This is a genomic window from Metabacillus flavus (assembly GCF_018283675.1).
In the GTDB taxonomy this organism is placed as follows: Bacteria; Bacillota; Bacilli; order Bacillales; family Bacillaceae; genus Metabacillus_B; species Metabacillus_B flavus.
Window position 1 is genome coordinate 2,142,583 of the sequence record NZ_JAGVRK010000001.1, and the last position, 18,160, is coordinate 2,160,742.

Consider the following 18,160-nt stretch of genomic DNA (forward strand, 5'->3'; position numbering starts at 1 on the left):
TTTATCAAGGAATTTGATGCTGGAAATTAGAGTTTTGCCCGGTTTAGACAAGAAAACGTTATTTTTCACACGGCTTCTCATTCAAATGCTCTGGATTACAATCAGGACTCAATCATTTACCACAAAAAAGACCCGCTGGATGAGGATCCGGCGAGTCTAAGTCCTATTCAGTATTTTCGGATGCGAAAGACTCCTTGCAGCAGTTCCCGAATGATCATTATCCAACTGAAATAGCTGAATAGCTTCTTCTTTGGTCAATTCTTCATTCGTGTACAATTTTTTGCTCCTCCAATCCAATTCAATGAAATCCCCAACTCATCTTCCTTCCATCGTAAAAATGGAAACTTCTATATGTAAACATAATTTTATTAAACTTTAAGCAGCTTTAACATATAAACGATGGCTGTATTCGCTAACTTTGCAATGTTTTCCGCTACACTATGCTCGGCTTCCGCCCCGAATCAGCCTAAACTAGAAAAAGAAGCGGGTTTTTCCCGCTTCCGATTAAGCAAATATTTCTTCTTTTTTAATTGTTTCTTTTTTATTCGCTATATCCCGGGCAATCCATACCCCGCAAGCCCCTGCCTGTGCAAGTCCTCTTGTAATCCCCGCTCCGTCGCCGCCTACATAAAGACCGCCGATTTCAGTTTCAAATCTGTCATTCAGTTTTGGCCTGGCAGAGTAAAATTTGGCTTCTATTCCATAGAAAAGGGTGTGTTCAGAAGCAAGACCAGGTGTTACTTTATCAAGAGCTTCTGTCATTTCAATCAGACTCTTCATTGTGTTATAAGGCAAAGCGAGACCTAGATCGCCAGGTACTGCTTCTTTTAGGGTTGGTTCTAAAAATCCTTCTTTAATCCGGTTTGCCGTTGACCGCCGCCCTTTTAAAATATCTCCATATTTCTGTACAATCAACCCGCCGCTTGACAGGCTGTTCGCAAGTCTTGAAACTTCATGGGCATATTCATTCGGCTGATCAAACGGCTCAGAAAATTTATGGGATACGAGCAGGGCAAAATTTGTATTGCCGCTTCCAAGCTTCGGGTCTTTGTAGGCGTGTCCATTTGCAAGCATCGTACCGGAGTGATTTTCAACGACCACGTGACCGGAAGGATTACTGCAAAACGTTCGGACTCTCGTTCCTACAGAGGTGTTGAAGATGAATTTTCCTTCATACAAATGCTCATTAATTTCCTGCATGACCACATTGGACGTTTCAACACGTACCCCTATATCTACTTGATTGCTGATCATAGATAGACGACGCTTTTTCATGATGCTTCCAAGCCATGTTGACCCATCTCTTCCAGGGGTCACTATTACTTTATCTGCCAAAACTTTTTCACCATTTTTCAGTATAATCCCTTTTACCTGATGGCTTCCGTCAGCCTTGACCGTAATCAGATCTTCTACTTCTGCTTTGAACTGCATCTCAATTTTCGTGGAAAGATGTTCATAAATACTTTTCAATATTTCCAGGTTTTGTTCTGTTCCAAGATGGCGGACTTGAGCTCTAAGCAGTTTTAACCCTGCTGCATACCCTCTTCGCTCGATATCTTTCACTTTATCTGTCAGAGGATCAGTTATCGTATCAGTCGCACCGTGGTTTAAATTAATTTGGTCAACGTATTTAATCAGATCAATAACTGTACTTTCAGGAAGGTAATCCGTCATCCAGCCCCCGAATTCACTTGTTATGTTAAATTTCCCATCTGAATAAGCTCCCGCTCCTCCAAAACCATTTGTAATTGAACAAGCTGGGAGACATCCAGAGAAGTCCTTTTTCCCCGCAGGCGGAGGACATTTCTCAATTTTTTTCTGAAGAATCGGACAATTTCTCCGATAAATATCGTGTCCTTTATCAATCAGCAGGATTTTGAAGTCCGGCATCAGGCTGGAAAGTTCATAAGAAGCAAAGATGCCGGCCGGCCCGGCTCCTACGATAATTACGTCATACATACGGTTCAAGGAAAATCCCTCCGTTTTTGTTTTTCAAACATCCTTGGTAAATATACCAAAGCAAACCGCTTCCGTCAACAAATAAAACGAACTATAGGGTGTATTTTTTATAAAACGTTCGTGTTTTGCTTATGTAATAAAAAAAGAGGCGTTAGGCCCCTTTTTACAAATCAATAGCCGATATAGGCAGCTCCTACGATAATCAGCAAGATAAACAATACAACGATGAGTACGAAGCTGCTTCCATAACCGCCGTGTCCATGACCATATCCTGGGTAGCAATACATAATGCAATCCCTCCATTTGTTGTGAGTCAATGATAGCCTATGCAGAACCCAGGTTGTTTCGTTTGTGCGAATGCCTATTTTTTTTTTCGTTTCCGAATCCGTTTCTGTATTAGCATCACTTTTTAGGCTTAGCGCAACATCATTTAACAAATTTTCACTATACACTTCCTCGATGGCATCCCCATTATCTGGAAGAATTCATCAAAAGTATCTTTACTATCCTTCGTCTAAGGTACGGCTGTTTGATTATTATTTAACCTCTAAAGAAATCCGCTATGTTCTGACTAATAGCAGTCTTTCTCCAGAATCCATTTGTACTTAATTACAAAAAAGACAATTCACCATATAATTCAAAATTATGACCCCTAAGTTTGCAAGTAAAAGTCCAATGTATCTGACAAAGAATCCTCAAATGAATAGCGGGGTTTCCACCCAATATCTAATAAACGTGCGGGATTGCCCATTGAATTTGCTTCTGCCGGCAGGCCTTCCTTTGCTTCAATTTCAAAAGGAAAAGGGGTAATCATTTTATATCCCTCTGCCACGTCCTGGATTGATCGGTTTTTACCGGAACAAACGTCGTATGTTTCTCCGGACAAACTGAAGTTCAGCAGAATTTCATAGCCCGCCATTGCATCCCTTACATCTAAGAAATCTTTTTCAGCAATAGGATTGTCAATTGTAAGCTTCCTATCGGTTCCGTTTTTTTGCATGTTCATAATCGCTTTTGCAAATGCAGCACATTCTCCTTCTGAATATCCGGGTCCTATTAAATTAGAGGGTTTAGCAATTACCGCATCAAGCCCATATAACTTGCCCCATGCTAGTGAGCAGAGCGTTTGAAGTGGTTTACTTAGGTGATGGGGAATCAACTCCAAATGCAGCCGTTCTGCTTGCAAAGCAGACACGGTAATGAGGGTCTTTGAGTCCGGATTTTTTCTTGAAAGAGCATCAAGTAAAAGAATGGTGGAAAGCATATTTGCTTTTAAATTACTAATGGTATATGTCCCTTTTTCTCCTGCATACCCTATCCCTTCTAAATGAAGAAGGCAGTCTGGTTTAGTTTGGTTTATTAATTCTGTCACGGCATTCTCATCTGTTAAATCACAAAGCCTCATGTTGAAATCTTTAAAATCTCTGTTATTTTCAGATGGCCAACTTGCTGTTCCGATTACTTCGTATCCTTTTTCAATAAAGTGCTGGCAAGCATGCCTTCCTGTAAAATCATTTGCTCTTGTAATCAATATTCTTTTACTCATTATCTTCAGTCCATTTTAGTGGCTGCACTTCACAAACCGGAACGTACTTGAGGGCAGCATCTCCCTTTCTTTGTTCCATAAATATAACATCAAAATACAATTCCTAATTCCCTCCAAACTTGATTTTAAGCCGATTGTTTGCCCTTGTCCTCATGCATTCCCCCTAAGATATGCTCTTTCCAGCTGATCTGCATAGGCAGTTCTAATAAATCAGGAATCATTTTCAGATAAAAGTGTTTACACCGGCTTTTAATCTTTGTAAAAAAACTCCAATTTATTGAAGGTGGTTTTTCTATTTTCTCCTTAAGAGTAATAAAGCTGGTAATATTCGTCCGCAGTCAATAAATAAAAAAACAAGGCTGCCTGTAAATCAGGCAGCCTTGTTTCATTAGTCAAATAAAACGCTGTAACGCTCGTACCCTTTTTCAGCTAATTCACTCTTTGGTATGAACTTCAATGCTGCAGAATTAATGCAGTACCTGAGTCCATTTGGTCCCGGTCCATCATTAAATACATGGCCCAAATGAGAATCTGCGGATTTGCTGCGCACCTCTGTCCGCACCATACCGTGAGTAAAATCCATTTTTTCATCGACCTCTTCTTCATCAATCGGCTTCGTAAAGCTCGGCCAGCCGCACCCGGCATCGTATTGCTCTGTCGAACTGAAAAGAGGTTTTCCGGAAACGATATCCACATATATACCCTCTTCTTTATTGTCCCAGAACTCATTGCGGAAAGGGGGCTCTGTTCCGTTATTTTGCGTGACTTCGTATTGCATTGGAGTCAGCGTCTTAATAATTTCTGCTTTTTCATCATTTTTCCAATGATCTTCAATAAACTTTGCACGGCCAGATCCTGTTTTGTACCGGTTGTAGTGCGCTGAATTTTTTTTATAGTAATCCTGATGGTATTCTTCAGCAGGGTAAAATGGGGAAGCCGGTTTTATTTCCGTTGCAATCGGCCTGCTGAATTTTCCGCTGGCTGCGAGTTTTGATTTCGACTCTTCTGCAAGCCGTTCCTGCTGCTCGCTGTGATAAAATATAGCGGTTTTATAAGACTCTCCGCGGTCAAAAAACTGTCCGCCTGCATCTGTAGGATCGATTTGCTGCCAAAAAAGTTCAAGGAGTTTCTCGTAAGGGAAAACGTCCGGCTGAAATGTTATTTGAACCGCCTCATAATGACCGGTCTGATTGGAGCATACTTGTTCATAGGTAGGATTCTCCATCGTGCCACCCGTATAGCCTGAGACTACCCTTTCAATTCCAGGCATCTCATCAAAAGGCTGGACCATGCACCAGAAGCACCCTCCGGCAAATGTTGCCAATTCTGTTTGTTTCATTATCAGACACCTCGCTTTAGATTCATATTTCTATTATACCACCTGCTATCCGCAGGAAAAGAAACTTGCTTTACACAAGGACTGTCTTCTAAAAAATCCCAGATTGTTATTCTTGACAAAAAGAAGGAAAGTACTTAATCTAATTAATAGTTCAGTTACTTAAGTATTTTTCAGAAAGCAGGGAAAGGGTTTGAACCATAAGGAAGAGCTTCTATATGAAATGGAAGGCCTGCTGCGGAGCGTATTCCGCCAGCTCCGCCAGGGTGTTAACAGCATATTGGAAAAGGAAATATCAAGGAATGAATTCTTTATTCTAAAAGCACTTCACTGCGAAGGAACGTTAAAAGCATCCGATTTATCCAAAAAGCTGGATGTATCAGCAAGCCATATTACATCTATGGCGGATTCACTCGTCGGCAAAGGATTAATCGAACGGTCCCGAGCGGAATCCGACCGCAGAATCATCAACATTGGCATAACTGATGCAGGTACAAAGAAATTAATGGAGCTGGAAAAAAAGAAAACTGAATATCTTTTTGAACGGTTCGAAAGCCTAAATCAGGAAGAGCTTCAAACGCTTGTGCATTTATTTAAAAAATTAGATACAGATTTGGATTAAAACTTGATAGCTAAGCTCTAATACAGGAGGAACAAAACAGAATGGAACATTTAGATCACCGCAAAAAAGTGACGATTATGATTGCGATCATGGCCGCTATGCTTTTTGCCGCATTAAACCAGACGATTGTCGGTACAGCACTGCCTAAAATTGTGGCGGAACTGGGAGGCTTTGAATATTACAGCTGGGTCTTCACAATTTTCATGCTGACTTCCAGTATAACGTCTGTCCTAGTTGGAAAACTGTCTGATATTTATGGACGGAAACCTTTTATCTTAATTGGAATTGGCGTATTTATGGCCGGCTCATTAATGGCAGGATTTTCTCAATCAATGATTCAGCTTATCATCTTCAGGGGAATCCAGGGCTTCGGGGGAGGCATGATTATGTCTACTTCCTTTACAGCCGTCGGTGACCTTTTTTCACCAAGAGAACGGGGACGCTGGCAGGGAATCCTGAGCTCTGTTTTTGGATTGGCAAGTGTGTTCGGTCCAACCTTTGGAGGCTGGATCGTTGATAATGCCAATTGGCAGTGGGTTTTCTGGGTATTTCTCCCTTTTGGAATTCTCGCATTTATTTGCATCATGGCCCTATTCCCAAGTACACCTAGAAAGCAGGCAGAATCCATTGATTACTTAGGATCAATTTTGGTCACTTCGGTTATCGTTCCGCTGCTTCTGGCCTTCACATGGGCAGGAACTACGTACGATTGGACTTCCCTGCAAATCATTGGTCTTTTTGCTTTAACCGTCTTATCTCTTATTCTTTTCGTTTATGCTGAAAAGCGTGCGAAAAGCCCGGTTCTCCCATTAGAACTTTTCCGCAATAGAATCTTCACATTATCTAACATTGCCGGCTTCATTTTAGGTGTCGGAATGTTCGGAGCCGTCATGTATGTTCCTTTCTTCATTCAGGGAGTTATGGGCGTATCGGCTGCTGTTTCAGGTCTCATCATGATGCCAATGACGTTATCTATGGTCGCTGCAAGCAGCATCACCGGTTCTCTTATTACGAAAACAGGAAAATATAAAATATATGCTTTAATTGGACTGGCAATTATGGCAGCTGGAATGTTTTCATTGTCATTGATGGATGAAAACACATGGATTGCCGTAGCGGTCATCAATAATATGATTGTTGGGGCAGGCCTGGGGATGAGCTTCCCGATCTTCACTTTGACTGTTCAAAATGCAGTTGGACACCAATATCTCGGGGTGGCTACTGCCTCCTCCCAGCTGTTCCGCCAAACGGGAGGGACTGTGGGAGTTGCGATTATGGGCCTTGTCCTGAACAATAGTATGCATCACGCTGCAAAGCCTGATGTGCCGACAGACCTTCCTTCGGGCAAACTGGAGGGTCTCATGAATCCGCAAGCACTCATGGATCATGCAAAATTAGAGAAAATTCAAGAATCTGTCCCTCCGCAATATCAAGATGCCATCAGCAAAATAATTGACGGAGTTAGAAATACTCTGGAAGCAGGACTTAGCAATGTATTTCTCATTTGTTCAGGTGTCATTTTGATTGGTTTTGCATTAACCTTCTTCCTTAAACAAATTCCGCTTAGAACAAGCAACAAGGATGAGAGCACCGAAAAAGACAAGGAAGATCAGAATCTTGCTGTAAAAGAATCGTAAAACGACATTTGCACAAGTGAGCTGCAGGGTTTTTTCGAATAATATTCTCTACTTGAGATATGCTAATGGTATTCAAGCATGGAGGTGTTTTCATGATTGCTCCGTATCTTTGTCCAAATTGCAAAACAAATCGCTCAAGGTATCACCTTTTAGAACAGAGTCCTCAAGCTGTTAAATTGAATCCTCAATCAGGTGAAATTATGGAACAATATGATTCGTCCTCTCTGGATCCCTTTCATCTTCCCTATAAAGGAACGTCCAAGCGGGTCCAGTGCGGATCATGCGGATTGATTGAGGATGAACAATCCTTTGTCAAATTTGCAGAAAGCCATCCTGCAAAACTGCAATGAAAAAGACTGCCATTCGGCAGTCTTTTTCATTTATTCCTTCGGTTTTGGATGAACAAAATTCTCAAGAAAATCTTTTAATACATTGTTAAAAGCATCAGACTCCTCAAGCATCCCCATATGGCCGGCTCCGTTCAGGACAGACTGGTAAATATGAGGCCCTTTAGCTGTAAAGGTTTTTTCCGGTGCTACGACCTCATCCTTTTCTCCTGCAAGCAGAAGTACAGGAACATCCGACGTTTCAAGAATGCTTCTTCTGTCCGGTCTGTTCTTCATGGCTTCAAGGGCAGCAATCGCACCTGTAGTAGGCGTATGATAACCGATTTGTTTGGCGAAATCCGCTTCGTCCCCACTCCTGTTTTGTTCTGCAAACAATTTTGGAACCAAATTATCGATAAAAGATTTTATTCCCTCTTTCTCGATTTTTTCCATACCCGCTTCCCTGCCTAGTTTTGCGTCTTCGCTGTCCGGGAATCCCGTGGAATGAACCAGACCAAAAGAGTTAAGACTGTCCGGGTACTTTTCAGCAAAAGCCAGGGCGACATATCCTCCGAGTGAATGTCCGAAAATCGAAGCACTTTGAATCTTCAAATCATCCATAACAAGCTTGATATCTTCCGCCATTTCCTCTACTCCATAGCTTTCTTTCACTGTGCTCGATCCGCCGTGCCCTCTTAAATTCACCGCGAGCACCCTATGCTTTTCAGCCATTTCAGGAATCACGTATTTCCAATATTCCGCACTCCCGCAAAATCCGTGAATGAGAATAACAGGATCCCCTACTCCTTCGTCAATATATGTAATTGTCCGATCATTTTTCGTTAATTCATACTGGTTCATAATCATCCTCCTCTTCGTACCTATTTTTTTCCTTAATACTATCCGTTCAAACATCATATAGGTGAATAGAGAACAATTACACCCTTCAGTTAACATAATAATATTACGTATAGTACAATCTATCCTGATTCCCGCTAAACCGGCTGATGAAAACTTACAGAATGGAGTGTTTCAAAATGGCGAATGATCAGAACAGCCTCTGGCAGGCAATGGTCTATGACTTGTATGCCTCCTACTATAAATACCGGAATCCTCAAGCACATATTATGTATTATCAAAAGCACATCCAGGCTCTGCAGGCTGCCATGCAAACCCGAACAGGCTCTGGCCAGCCTCAGGGAACTGCTGCTATCGCTCCTGGCATGACCATGATCAGAGTTCTTCACGCCTCACCTGATGCTCCAGCTGTTGATGTTTATGTGAACAGACGGTTAGTGCTCTCAAATGTATCCTTTAAACAGATTAGCGATTATATGCAAATTCCGGGGGGACAGTACAGGTTTGATATATTTCCGGCAGGCAATCAAACGACACCTGTGCTATCTGAAAATTTCCTTCTGATGCCGGGAATTACGTATACGCTGGCAGCAAGCGGCATGCTTTCAAAACTAAAACTGATTCCCATTGTAGACCGCCCTTTCGTTTCGGCAGGTGAAACGAAGGTAAAATTCGTTCACTTATCTCCCGATGCCCCGTCAGTGGACGCGGCGGTTAAAAACGGAGAGGTGCTTTTTGCGAATGTCTCTTTTACTAAAGCTACCCCATACAAATCAGTGCCTGCCGGCAAGATTGACCTTGAAGTAAGAATAGCAGGAACGGATACCGTTGCCCTTAACGTTCCTAAAGTTCAATTTAAATCCGATACCGCCTACACCATTTTTGCTCTTGGGCTTGCGAACGGAAATCCTCCGCTGGAGGCAATGATGGTGATCGGCTAACAGGATCGGATTGTAAATAGATTATGAATTTTGTAAAGTTTATTTTATAAAACGGTTAAAACATCCAATTCCTCTCTGAATTTTACTATTATGATTGTAAGAGAAATCATTTCATATTTTACAATCAAAGGGGGAGCTGACATGCGTTTTACAAAGAAATTGAGTATATCTCTTATTATCCTTTTCTTGCTTGCCGCATAATGCTTCTTATCTGAATATAAAAAAATGAGAAGGCAGTCCGCCTTCTCATTTTTCGTCTGTACGTTTTAATTTTTCGTCTTTTAAATGAAGCATATAAACAGTAATGCAGAAAAACAATGCACTGTATGCAATATTCGTAAACACGATGTCCATGTTCTCTTCTACTTTTTCATCCATAAATTGAATTCCCGCAATTCCTGCAAAGTATAGGCCGACCAAAAGGAAAATAACGCTGCCTAATATGTATTTTCTCTGATCCATGCATATCCTCCATCCTTTTATGACTGCAGAGGGAGCCAGTCCCTGCTTTTTATCTCTCTATTGTTAAGTTCTCGTAAATGCTGTCATAAAATATTTACATTCTTAGGTTCATATTATCAGGCAAATGGCCTATTTCGTCAACCCTTTGCGCACTCTGAAGTTTTAATCCAGCGGGACAAACAAATCAAAACGGATTTCATCATTTTTCAAATCAAATTTTTCCGCCTTTGCACGGTAATTGTTGCTCAGCTCAATCTCCGTAAGATCCACATCTATGGAATGATTTCTTTCATCAATATGGACAAATTCGGGAAGGGTATAGGATGTACTGATATAATTCAATACAAATGATACCGGAATATCCAGTTGTCCGATTGAAAGGTCCTCTACAATTAATCTCATATTTCCATCCTTCTTAACGACGGGAGCAAATGTAATTTTCGCATCAATGTCCTTGCCGAACGCCTTAATTGCCCCTGTAAAATAGACCTTGTCATCTAAATATACTTTGTAATTATACTGATCGGCATTTGCCTCTTCCTTCAAATAATGATCGATGAGCTGGTTAAGCGCATCTTTTTTGGCACCAACATTCAGTGCCACAGCTTTTCCCTCTTTAATATCATTTTGAGTTGGAGCATTATTATCAGCCGGTGCAAAAAGCAAGAAAGCGGCAATAGCGACCGCCGCTGCATTAATTGCAAGCAAAATAATAAACGCCCATTTCCATTTCTTCATCTGCGTCCTCCTATCTCGATCCATCTTTCCTCATAATCGCTTCAAAAACTCTTTCTCCGATTAATGAATACCCTTGAGTGTTTGGATGAAACGCATCTTTATAAAGAAGTCCGTCATCTTTTTCTTGATAAAGGTCTGCCACTGGAACAAATTCTGCATTTCCGTCAGCCTCGATCAATTTTTTGGCTGCCTCATTCCATTTAGCGACTACAAGGTCAATTTCAGATAGCTGCGGCAGTACAAACTTAAAGGGATTATATAACCCTGAGTAGACGATTTTTGCATCGGGATTATATTGCCTTATCGTTAGCAAAATGGCTGCTAAACGCTGTTCATATCCAGTCTGCTCTCTTTCAAAGGGCTGAAGAGTCAAGTTAAAAACATTCTCCTTTACGACCTTCATGATGTCATTTCCGCCAATGGTCAATAATATGATATCCGACTGTTTCAGCGCATTCTGCACTTCTTTTTTATCCAATTTTTTTATTAAGTCCGTTGTCTGGTTACCATGCACCGCATAATTGTTAACCGCTATGCTGTTTGTCGATTCCAGGCCGGATAACTTATTTTTAACGATTCCCACGTATCCGCCATTTTTCGTATCATCACCAACACCTGCGGTCAACGAATCACCAATTCCTGTTATCGTTAAATCCGCTTTTTTCACTTCATCTAAAGGCTTTTCCGTTTTCTTTACCTCTGCTTTTTTGGGAGCAGGTTCTTGTGATTTAAAGGTGAACTGATCGCATCCAGCCAGAAGGACCAGAGCCGACGTCAGCAAAATCATTATTTTTTTCATCTTTTTTTGGTCCCTCCTTTGCAATAATTTAGTCATTTCCATCATCTCTATGCTATTAGCATACCGATTTATCCGCTTCCTGTTCAATGGTTTTGCCTATATCTTTGAAACTTTGATGAAAAAAAAGGATTGTGCATGGCTGATTTTTGCTTCATGATGCTCGCTTTCCACACGGCGGTCGCTTTCTGTCCAGTCTGTCTGTTCCGATTGCTACTGGCACCTTCCGCTGGAATCAGACTTCTGACAGTTTTTAATCAATAACCGTATAAAAAAAGAGACATGCAGGATTATTGCTGCTGCAGCCTCTTTATATCTTGCATGATCTCATCGTATGGAGGATTTTCTACCCCGCTGTATGATTTAACGACGTCTCCCTCTTTATTTATTAAATAAAAGGAAGTTCCGTGGATAACCTGATCCTCATTTTCCGGTTTTTTCACTAAAGACTTGAAGCTGTTAAGGGAAAATTCCTCAATTTGCTTCTGTGAGTACCCCGTTAGAAAATGCCAATTTTCAAATGAGCTGCCAAATTGGCTGCCAAACGTTTTTAATTTTTCAGGTGTATCAACCTTTGGATCTACACTGAATGAAACGATCTCAAATGGGAGGTTCTGCTCGGCTCCCATACTTTGCAGCTTCTTCATATGCGCCGTCATTGGAGGACAAACCGTTGTACAGCTAGTAAAAATAAAGCTCGCAATCCAAACCTTGCCCTTAAGCTCGGCAAGGCCGAACCTCTCTCCTTCTTGATTCTTATACTGAAAATTTTCTACAGATGAAATGGTTTTAAAACCGGATGCGGCAGAGACGCATCCAGATAGCAAAATAAAAGCCGCAGCGAGCCATATTAAACCTGTCTTTTTCAAAGAAACCACTTCCTGTATTTTCTTTTGGGATCGCCGGTTCCTACTCCGTAAAGTACATAAATCCGATAGCACCCGGTCCGGTATGAGTAGACACGACAGGAGTCGTAAACGAAATATCAATTGGCAGATCCGGACGGATTTGAAGCAGTGCTTCCTTCAGGTTATGAGCGAGCTCAAAGGCGTCTGCGTGCGCGATTCCGATTGCCTTTGCCGTTTTCCCCTTCAAATCTTCCCCAAATTGCTTAGCAAGGTATTTGACGATCTGAGAATGGCTTCTTACTTTTGCAACCGGTGTATAAACACCGTCCTGCAGACTGGCGATTGGCTTGATATTCAGCAGGGAACCGATCATGGCCTTTCCCCTTCCGATTCTGCCGCCCTTTACCAGATTATCAAGAGTATCAACCGTAACAAATAGTTTCGTAGCCTCCTTAATAGAGGAAATCCGTTCTATTATTTCTTCTTTAGAGGACCCGCTTTCAGCCATTTTAGCCGCTTCTAATACCTGGAATCCAAGCGCTTTTGATATAAACTGAGAATCGATAACCGTAATATCACCGCCAGCCATCGCAGCAGCGCTTTCTGCAGTCTGGAATGTTCCGCTCATCCCTGAAGTCAAGTGAATCGAGATAATTTGATCAGCCGTTTTATGAAGCTCGGTGTAAGTTTCAACAAACTTCCCGATGGCAGGCTGGGAACTTTTCGGCAATTCGTTTGCACCCGCCATTTTTTTCATAAAATCTTCAGGTGTAATATCTACTCGATCGGTGTACGTCTCTCCATCTATATGTATCGTTAACGGAATTACTTCAATTTTGTATTTTTCAATCATACTTTGATCAAGATCTGTTGTTGAATCGGTTACAATCACAATTTTTTTCATCTTGTCACTTCCCTATCTCTCTCATTAAGAAGTATTATACAGATTGTGCAAATGGTTTCAATAAAAAAGAGTAAAAATTAAGGGTTTATTGATTATTATAGTCATAAAAATTCCTTAACTAAAAGATTTATCTTTTTCAGAAAACTGTTTTCACAAACTATGATTCCATAATTTGGATCACCTGGATGCTGCTCGCGTTTCCGGTGCGTGCACAGAATTTTCCCGGCGCACAGTTGCCGGGGGCATCATCTGCCCCGCTGCTGCTGCGTTCTCGGTCCAGCCAGCCTGCATCGTTTTTAGTCAATGAGTATTCATAAGGCTCTTTTCGTAAATATTTTGGATATCTTCCAGTTCCCTTATAATAGCTGTAAGAACAAGTGTACGGGAGGGTTTCAAATGTGGGAAGATGTGTATCAAACTTACTTTGTTTTACCTGATGATGAAAAGGAAAAGTTTATACGAGGAATAGAGCGAGATAAAACTGCCACAGTTCTGATATTGCTAAACTAATTTCCAGCATTCGAGAAACCCGTTTCAGTGAAGGAGTGGGGTGCGTTCACTGCGGTTCAATTGCGGTAGTCCGACACGGAAAGTACCGTGGTCGCCAACGTTTTCAATGAAAGGATTGCAGCAAAACATTCAACGATATGACAAATACTCCAATCGGCGGCACACATAAACCTCATCTGTGGCTCAATTTTATGGAATTGATGGTGGAAGGATATACCCTTCCCAAAATCGTAAAACACCCTGATATTCATATTTCTACTGCTTTCTACTGGAGGCATAAAGTGTTAAACGTTGTTCGCTCAATCGGGGAGAGTGTTCTTCAAGGTGTCATTGAAAGTGATGATACTTATCTTCTAGAAAGTATGAAAAGAAGTAAGCATATCACTCACCGGGAGCCTCGTAAGCGTGGTGGAGTTGCTCCTGAAAGAGGGATTAGCAAGAGTCTTAACACCTGTTGATTGGAGTGGAAGGCGCGAGACTCCGAGCTGAGAGCAGCGGGACAGGTGAGACCCCGCAGGCGCAAAGCGGCGAGGAGGCTCACCGCCCGCCCCGCGGAAAGCGAGCGCCTGCAACGGAAATCAACAGCCAAGTTTAACAGAGCCATTATTTAAAAACCACAATATTTTAGAAAACAGGCATTCATAAAGAAAAGAGAGATCTGTTAAGATCTCCCTAGGCATTATTCTGTAATACTTCAGATTGAAAGATTGCTTCATAATCCGGCCATTTTAAAATCTTCTTGAGATAGTCGCGGAAAGAATAGACGCTTTTCGGTTCAGGCTCTGCATTAATCCTTGTTAAATAAGCCTGCAGTCTTGCCTGAATCAAAAAAGCATAACTGTGGTCTTTTCCCATTACCGGTATCTCAATAACCTTTACCTTCTGTCCATCCAACCGTTTGAACTCTAGGCTTTTGAATAGCAAAAATATCAATCCTCTTTTTCACCCGTTTGCTTTATTATACTCCATAATCCTATCGAAGTCTGTCAAATTATGCTCACAGCTTTAAAAATTTTCACACCGGAAAAGTACAGGACGCTTCGTTTATAGCAGGTGAGTTAATTTTCGATGAAACCTGATAAGCTTTCATTTCTTTTTCAGGAATAGGAAGCAGTTTTTCAACCGCCTTCTCCTTATTCATATCCAGCCAAGCGGAAGCTGTGCAGTGCTTAAAAATAACCGGCATTCGATCATGCACCTCATGAACAAGTCCATTGGCTTTCGTTGTAATGATGGTGCATGTAACAAGGTCCTTCCCATCTTTACGCCACCTGTCCCATAAGCCTGCGAAAGCAAACGGTTCCTCGGAACGAAGCAAAAAACGGTACGGGATTTTTCCAGTCTCAGAGTTTTGCCATTCATAAAAACTGTCTGCCAGAATCAAACATCGTTTTCTGTCAATTAGGTGCTTAAAACTGGGCTTTTCAGTAACGGTTTCCGCTCTCGCATTAATAATTCCTGACCCTTTAAGCGCTGACGTCCAGGAGGGTACAAGACCCCACTTCAAATAACCAGCTTTATACTTCCCATCTGATCCGGCAATAGCTAAAAGCTTTTGAGTGGGAGCTGCATTGAACGTTTTTTCAACGGTTAGATCTCCACTGTTAAAGACAGGAAAATAATCAAAGACATTCTCATCGAACGTTTGTGTAAATCTTCCGCACATATCCGGTGCCTCCGGCTAAATTAGTAAGTTAAAGAGCTGTTCATCCTTATTCACTTCTGTGTAATGAAATCCCTTTGAATCCATTCTGGCAATCAGCGTTGCGTAGTCCTTTTTATCCTTTAATTCAATTCCCACAAGCGCAGGACCGTTTTCTTTATTGTTTTTCTTTGTATATTCAAACCGGTTAATATCATCTGCCGGACCGAGTACATCGTGCAAAAACTCTCTCAGAGCCCCTGCCCGCTGAGGAAAATTAACGATGAAATAGTGCTGCAGTCCTTCATAAATCATGGATCTTTCTTTGATTTCCTGCATCCTTCCAATATCATTGTTCCCGCCGCTTACAATACATACCACATTTTTCCCTTTAATTTCATCACGGCAAAAATCAAGCGCGGCAATCGGCAATGCACCTGCAGGCTCTGCTACAATCGCATTATCATTATACAATTCCAGAATGGACGTGCACACCTTGCCATCAGGCACGAGCACGGTTTCGTGACAGAAGCCATTGGCGATGGCAAATGTCTTCTCTCCCATGCGCTGAACGGCAGCTCCATCCACAAATTTGCTGATTTTAGGCAGCGTGACCACCTCCCCGGAAGACTTCGCTGAAGTAAACGATGCAGCAGCTTCCGGTTCGACCGCCATAATCTTCGTATTCGGGGAAACCGCCTGAAAATATGTACCTAAACCTGAAATCAGCCCGCCTCCCCCGACACTTGCAAAAACAAAATCAATAGGCACATCCGTATCATTCAAAATTTCAACTGCCACTGTACCCTGACCTGCAATTACTTCTTCATCATCAAACGGATGTATGAATGCCCTGCCCTCTTCCTCACAGCATTTAACTGCTTCATGATAGGAATCATCAAATGTATCTCCGCACAAAATAATCTCAGCATTACCATTTGCGAATTTCTCCACCTGGTTCACTTTTTGCCTCGGGGTGGTGCTTGGCATGAAAATTTTCCCTTGAACCCCAAGCGCCTTGCAGGAATAAGCTACACCCTGCGCATGATTTCCGGCACTGGCACATACAATTCCATTTTCAAGTTCTTTGCTGCTCAGTGATTTCATTTTGTTAAAAGCCCCTCTTATTTTGAACGACCGGACAAGCTGCAAATCTTCCCTCTTAAGGTAAACATTGCACTGATATTGCTCAGAAAGCTGACGATTCAGCTGCAGCGGGGTATGAATTACCACTTCTTTAAGAAGATGATGAGCTTTTAGAATCGATTCCACATGGACAATTGACGATTGATTTCTGAGAGCTAACGGATTCATGGCAAAATTCCTTTCTATACCTCTATTTAATTTGCCATTATATCACGAATATTCAAAATATAAAGTCGTTTTCAGCAATTCAGGATTGAATTCCTTAAAAACGGGAAAAATTTGAAAATAGAGGAGGAATAACTATGGAGTATTTGCTAAAAAGCAAATCAAGCGCTATCCCTTGTCTTATTGAAGCAGACCCTGACAGCAACCTGTATATAATTCGCAGCGCTGACACCAGCGGCCAAAGTTTCAACACGAAAGAAGAGCTTATCCGCTGGGTGGAAGAAAACTGGAATGCGGACGATTTTGAAGACCCCGAGAAGCTGAGACAGGCGATCAAAAGCATTTCAGCGTACTGAATGAGCTTTAGACTCCTAATCCAGATTAGGGGTTTTTTTATTATGGGCTGTCAGTTGAACAGGATAATACCACTGTCCCCTTTTACAGCCCCATAATATGAAGCATTATAGACTTTCTCAAAAACTAAAAGCAGCAATGCTTATTCAAATGTCCCCTTCACTATGACTTGCCCTTCCTTCATCATAACCTGTCCTTTGGCTATAACCGTTCTGATTTGCAAGGTTTCTTTATCAGCAAGAACGAGGTCCGCATCCTTACCTTCTGCAATTATGCCCTTTTGGGTTAGCTTGAGAATGGCGGCCGGATTCGAAGTAATCACTTTAATTGCTTCTTCGGCCGGGATGTTCTCTATCAGTATTGCGTCTCTTACTTCATTAAAAAGTGAAGTAATATTTCCGATCTGCAAACCCGTCAGCTCCCCGGCTGAATTAAACTCAGGCAGACTTGCCTGCGCGTCGGATGTGAAGGTGATGTTCTCCGCAGGTACCCCCTCCTCAAGCATCCGTTTTAATCCCGTGCTGCATTTTACTTCTCCCTGGTCCAGAAATCGCTGTACAGTGCTAGTGGTAAAGTCAACAAGGCCGCCGTTTTTGGCAAACTCAATGCCCGCCGCAAACAAGTGGGGATTGCGGTTGATATGGGTGGGATGAAAAATTTTGATCGGGATGTCCGTTTCTTCGCAAACCTTCTGAATTAAATCCAGCTTTCCCTTGCCATCGCCTAAATGAATATTGACGATCCCTGCTTTACCTGACAGCATTCCGCCGATTCTCGCAGCAGAAGCAATTTTAGCCAGCTCTTGCCATGCAGGCTGGGACGAGCGGTGATCACTGATTGCGATTTCACCGCAGCCGATTATTTTATCGATGAGAATTAAGTCATCTTCAATTTTGCCTGTGAGGGTCCGGACAGGAATCTGGTAGCTGCCGGTGTGAACATAACAAGTTATCCCTTCCTCTTCCAAAGCCCTTGCTTTCGCAAGCAAGCTTGGCATAGTTCTTGTTGTTCCGTCCGTCCCTATGACCCCGACAATTGACGTCACGCCGCCTTTGATTGCTGAGCTTAATTTCAGTTCGGGAGTCCTCGTTCTATAGCCGCCTTCTCCTCCGCCCCCCATAATATGTACATGTGAATCAATAAACCCCGGAAAAACCGCCTGGCCATCTGCATCAATGGTTTCTGACAGGTATTCACTTGGAAAAGAACATCCAGGTTCCTTTATAAAAGCTATTTTTCCGCCGGCAGTGATCACATCTTTTTTCCCTAAATATTCAGGAGCGTATAGTTCTCCATTTTTTATTAATTTAAGCAAATCTGTTCCTCCTTCATATCGTTTCACTATTTTCAAGCAAGAATCATGCCATGTT

19 protein-coding genes and 1 pseudogene are annotated in these 18,160 nt (G+C 41.9%); 6 read left to right on the forward strand and 14 right to left on the reverse strand.

Annotated elements, in window-relative coordinates:
- Positions 1 to 504 precede the first annotated feature (504 nt).
- The 4 genes from J9317_RS11005 to msrA all read right to left on the reverse strand — a co-directional run bounded on the left by J9317_RS11005 (position 505) and on the right by msrA (position 4,844).
- Positions 505 to 1,968, reverse strand: a complete 1,464-nt coding sequence (locus J9317_RS11005; protein WP_211558553.1) for an NAD(P)/FAD-dependent oxidoreductase — start codon at positions 1,966 to 1,968, stop codon at positions 505 to 507.
- Between the two features lie 161 nt (positions 1,969 to 2,129).
- A complete protein-coding gene (locus J9317_RS11010; protein WP_211558555.1) occupies positions 2,130 to 2,246 on the reverse strand; it encodes a YjcZ family sporulation protein in 117 nt (38 codons plus the stop codon).
- 365 nt (positions 2,247 to 2,611) lie between these two features.
- The gene (locus J9317_RS11015; RefSeq protein ID WP_211558557.1) at positions 2,612 to 3,505 is read right to left on the reverse strand and encodes an NAD-dependent epimerase/dehydratase family protein; all 894 of its coding nucleotides are present in this window, start codon (positions 3,503 to 3,505) and stop codon (positions 2,612 to 2,614) included.
- Positions 3,506 to 3,893: 388 nt separating this feature from the next.
- Complete coding sequence (gene msrA / locus J9317_RS11020; RefSeq protein WP_211558559.1) at positions 3,894 to 4,844, reverse strand: peptide-methionine (S)-S-oxide reductase MsrA; 951 nt, start codon at positions 4,842 to 4,844, stop codon at positions 3,894 to 3,896.
- A 190-nt stretch (positions 4,845 to 5,034) separates the two neighbouring features.
- Between msrA and J9317_RS11025 the strand changes: the two genes are divergently transcribed.
- The 3 genes from J9317_RS11025 to J9317_RS11035 all read left to right on the forward strand — a co-directional run bounded on the left by J9317_RS11025 (position 5,035) and on the right by J9317_RS11035 (position 7,450).
- Positions 5,035 to 5,463 (forward strand): MarR family winged helix-turn-helix transcriptional regulator, encoded by a 429-nt coding sequence (locus J9317_RS11025; protein ID WP_211558561.1) that lies wholly within the window; start codon positions 5,035 to 5,037, stop codon positions 5,461 to 5,463.
- A gap of 41 nt (positions 5,464 to 5,504) precedes the next feature.
- The gene (locus tag J9317_RS11030) at positions 5,505 to 7,100 is read left to right on the forward strand and encodes an MDR family MFS transporter (protein ID WP_211558563.1); all 1,596 of its coding nucleotides are present in this window, start codon (positions 5,505 to 5,507) and stop codon (positions 7,098 to 7,100) included.
- Between the two features lie 92 nt (positions 7,101 to 7,192).
- Positions 7,193 to 7,450: a DNA alkylation repair protein gene (locus tag J9317_RS11035; RefSeq protein WP_211558565.1), complete on the forward strand. Its 258-nt coding sequence runs from the start codon at positions 7,193 to 7,195 to the stop codon at positions 7,448 to 7,450.
- Between the two features lie 30 nt (positions 7,451 to 7,480).
- Here J9317_RS11035 and J9317_RS11040 read toward each other — a convergent pair whose 3' ends face one another.
- Positions 7,481 to 8,287: an alpha/beta fold hydrolase gene (locus tag J9317_RS11040; protein WP_211558567.1), complete on the reverse strand. Its 807-nt coding sequence runs from the start codon at positions 8,285 to 8,287 to the stop codon at positions 7,481 to 7,483.
- A gap of 176 nt (positions 8,288 to 8,463) precedes the next feature.
- Between J9317_RS11040 and J9317_RS11045 the strand changes: the two genes are divergently transcribed.
- Complete coding sequence (locus J9317_RS11045) at positions 8,464 to 9,225, forward strand: DUF4397 domain-containing protein (RefSeq protein WP_211558569.1); 762 nt, start codon at positions 8,464 to 8,466, stop codon at positions 9,223 to 9,225.
- Positions 9,226 to 9,471: 246 nt separating this feature from the next.
- Here J9317_RS11045 and ypmT read toward each other — a convergent pair whose 3' ends face one another.
- The 5 genes from ypmT to J9317_RS11070 all read right to left on the reverse strand — a co-directional run bounded on the left by ypmT (position 9,472) and on the right by J9317_RS11070 (position 12,973).
- Positions 9,472 to 9,687 (reverse strand): protein YpmT, encoded by a 216-nt coding sequence (gene ypmT / locus J9317_RS11050; RefSeq protein ID WP_211558571.1) that lies wholly within the window; start codon positions 9,685 to 9,687, stop codon positions 9,472 to 9,474.
- Positions 9,688 to 9,849: 162 nt separating this feature from the next.
- Positions 9,850 to 10,425 carry a YpmS family protein gene (locus J9317_RS11055; protein ID WP_211558573.1) on the reverse strand — a complete coding sequence of 192 codons (576 nt, stop codon included), beginning with the start codon at positions 10,423 to 10,425 and terminating at the stop codon, positions 9,850 to 9,852.
- A 10-nt stretch (positions 10,426 to 10,435) separates the two neighbouring features.
- Positions 10,436 to 11,224, reverse strand: a complete 789-nt coding sequence (locus J9317_RS11060; protein ID WP_211558575.1) for a GDSL-type esterase/lipase family protein — start codon at positions 11,222 to 11,224, stop codon at positions 10,436 to 10,438.
- 287 nt (positions 11,225 to 11,511) lie between these two features.
- Complete coding sequence (locus tag J9317_RS11065) at positions 11,512 to 12,099, reverse strand: SCO family protein (RefSeq protein WP_211558577.1); 588 nt, start codon at positions 12,097 to 12,099, stop codon at positions 11,512 to 11,514.
- A 31-nt stretch (positions 12,100 to 12,130) separates the two neighbouring features.
- Complete coding sequence (locus tag J9317_RS11070) at positions 12,131 to 12,973, reverse strand: DegV family protein (RefSeq protein ID WP_211558579.1); 843 nt, start codon at positions 12,971 to 12,973, stop codon at positions 12,131 to 12,133.
- A 494-nt stretch (positions 12,974 to 13,467) separates the two neighbouring features.
- Between J9317_RS11070 and J9317_RS20625 the strand changes: the two are divergent.
- Positions 13,468 to 13,923, forward strand: a pseudogene (locus J9317_RS20625) (transposase); the annotation flags it as partial.
- A gap of 232 nt (positions 13,924 to 14,155) precedes the next feature.
- Here the strand turns inward: J9317_RS20625 and J9317_RS11075 are convergent.
- The 3 genes from J9317_RS11075 to ilvA all read right to left on the reverse strand — a co-directional run bounded on the left by J9317_RS11075 (position 14,156) and on the right by ilvA (position 16,439).
- Positions 14,156 to 14,407, reverse strand: coding sequence for a DUF2535 family protein (locus J9317_RS11075; RefSeq protein ID WP_035406211.1), 252 nt, complete (start codon positions 14,405 to 14,407; stop codon positions 14,156 to 14,158).
- A 91-nt stretch (positions 14,408 to 14,498) separates the two neighbouring features.
- Complete coding sequence (locus tag J9317_RS11080; protein WP_211558581.1) at positions 14,499 to 15,149, reverse strand: SOS response-associated peptidase; 651 nt, start codon at positions 15,147 to 15,149, stop codon at positions 14,499 to 14,501.
- Between the two features lie 15 nt (positions 15,150 to 15,164).
- Positions 15,165 to 16,439, reverse strand: a complete 1,275-nt coding sequence (gene ilvA / locus J9317_RS11085; RefSeq protein ID WP_211558583.1) for a threonine ammonia-lyase IlvA — start codon at positions 16,437 to 16,439, stop codon at positions 15,165 to 15,167.
- Between the two features lie 134 nt (positions 16,440 to 16,573).
- Between ilvA and J9317_RS11090 the strand changes: the two genes are divergently transcribed.
- On the forward strand, positions 16,574 to 16,792 hold the full coding sequence (locus J9317_RS11090) for a hypothetical protein (RefSeq protein ID WP_211558585.1): 219 nt from the start codon (positions 16,574 to 16,576) through the stop codon (positions 16,790 to 16,792).
- A gap of 140 nt (positions 16,793 to 16,932) precedes the next feature.
- Here J9317_RS11090 and iadA read toward each other — a convergent pair whose 3' ends face one another.
- Positions 16,933 to 18,105, reverse strand: coding sequence for a beta-aspartyl-peptidase (gene iadA, locus J9317_RS11095; RefSeq protein ID WP_211558587.1), 1,173 nt, complete (start codon positions 18,103 to 18,105; stop codon positions 16,933 to 16,935).
- Positions 18,106 to 18,160: the final 55 nt, after the last annotated feature.

What these genes read in the sequence shown, in the direction of transcription:
- J9317_RS11010 (WP_211558555.1), bottom strand. Translation starts at nt 2,246, where the DNA reads ATGTATTGCTACCCAGGATATGGTCATGGACACGGCGGTTATGGAAGC.
- J9317_RS11015 (WP_211558557.1), bottom strand. Translation starts at nt 3,505, where the DNA reads ATGAGTAAAAGAATATTGATTACAAGAGCAAATGATTTTACAGGAAGG.
- msrA (WP_211558559.1), bottom strand. Translation starts at nt 4,844, where the DNA reads ATGAAACAAACAGAATTGGCAACATTTGCCGGAGGGTGCTTCTGGTGC.
- J9317_RS11030 (WP_211558563.1), top strand. Translation starts at nt 5,505, where the DNA reads ATGGAACATTTAGATCACCGCAAAAAAGTGACGATTATGATTGCGATC.
- J9317_RS11035 (WP_211558565.1), top strand. Translation starts at nt 7,193, where the DNA reads ATGATTGCTCCGTATCTTTGTCCAAATTGCAAAACAAATCGCTCAAGG.
- J9317_RS11040 (WP_211558567.1), bottom strand. Translation starts at nt 8,287, where the DNA reads ATGAACCAGTATGAATTAACGAAAAATGATCGGACAATTACATATATT.
- J9317_RS11045 (WP_211558569.1), top strand. Translation starts at nt 8,464, where the DNA reads ATGGCGAATGATCAGAACAGCCTCTGGCAGGCAATGGTCTATGACTTG.
- ypmT (WP_211558571.1), bottom strand. Translation starts at nt 9,687, where the DNA reads ATGGATCAGAGAAAATACATATTAGGCAGCGTTATTTTCCTTTTGGTC.
- J9317_RS11055 (WP_211558573.1), bottom strand. Translation starts at nt 10,425, where the DNA reads ATGAAGAAATGGAAATGGGCGTTTATTATTTTGCTTGCAATTAATGCA.
- J9317_RS11060 (WP_211558575.1), bottom strand. Translation starts at nt 11,224, where the DNA reads ATGAAAAAAATAATGATTTTGCTGACGTCGGCTCTGGTCCTTCTGGCT.
- J9317_RS11070 (WP_211558579.1), bottom strand. Translation starts at nt 12,973, where the DNA reads ATGAAAAAAATTGTGATTGTAACCGATTCAACAACAGATCTTGATCAA.
- J9317_RS11080 (WP_211558581.1), bottom strand. Translation starts at nt 15,149, where the DNA reads ATGTGCGGAAGATTTACACAAACGTTCGATGAGAATGTCTTTGATTAT.
- ilvA (WP_211558583.1), bottom strand. Translation starts at nt 16,439, where the DNA reads ATGAATCCGTTAGCTCTCAGAAATCAATCGTCAATTGTCCATGTGGAA.
- J9317_RS11090 (WP_211558585.1), top strand. Translation starts at nt 16,574, where the DNA reads ATGGAGTATTTGCTAAAAAGCAAATCAAGCGCTATCCCTTGTCTTATT.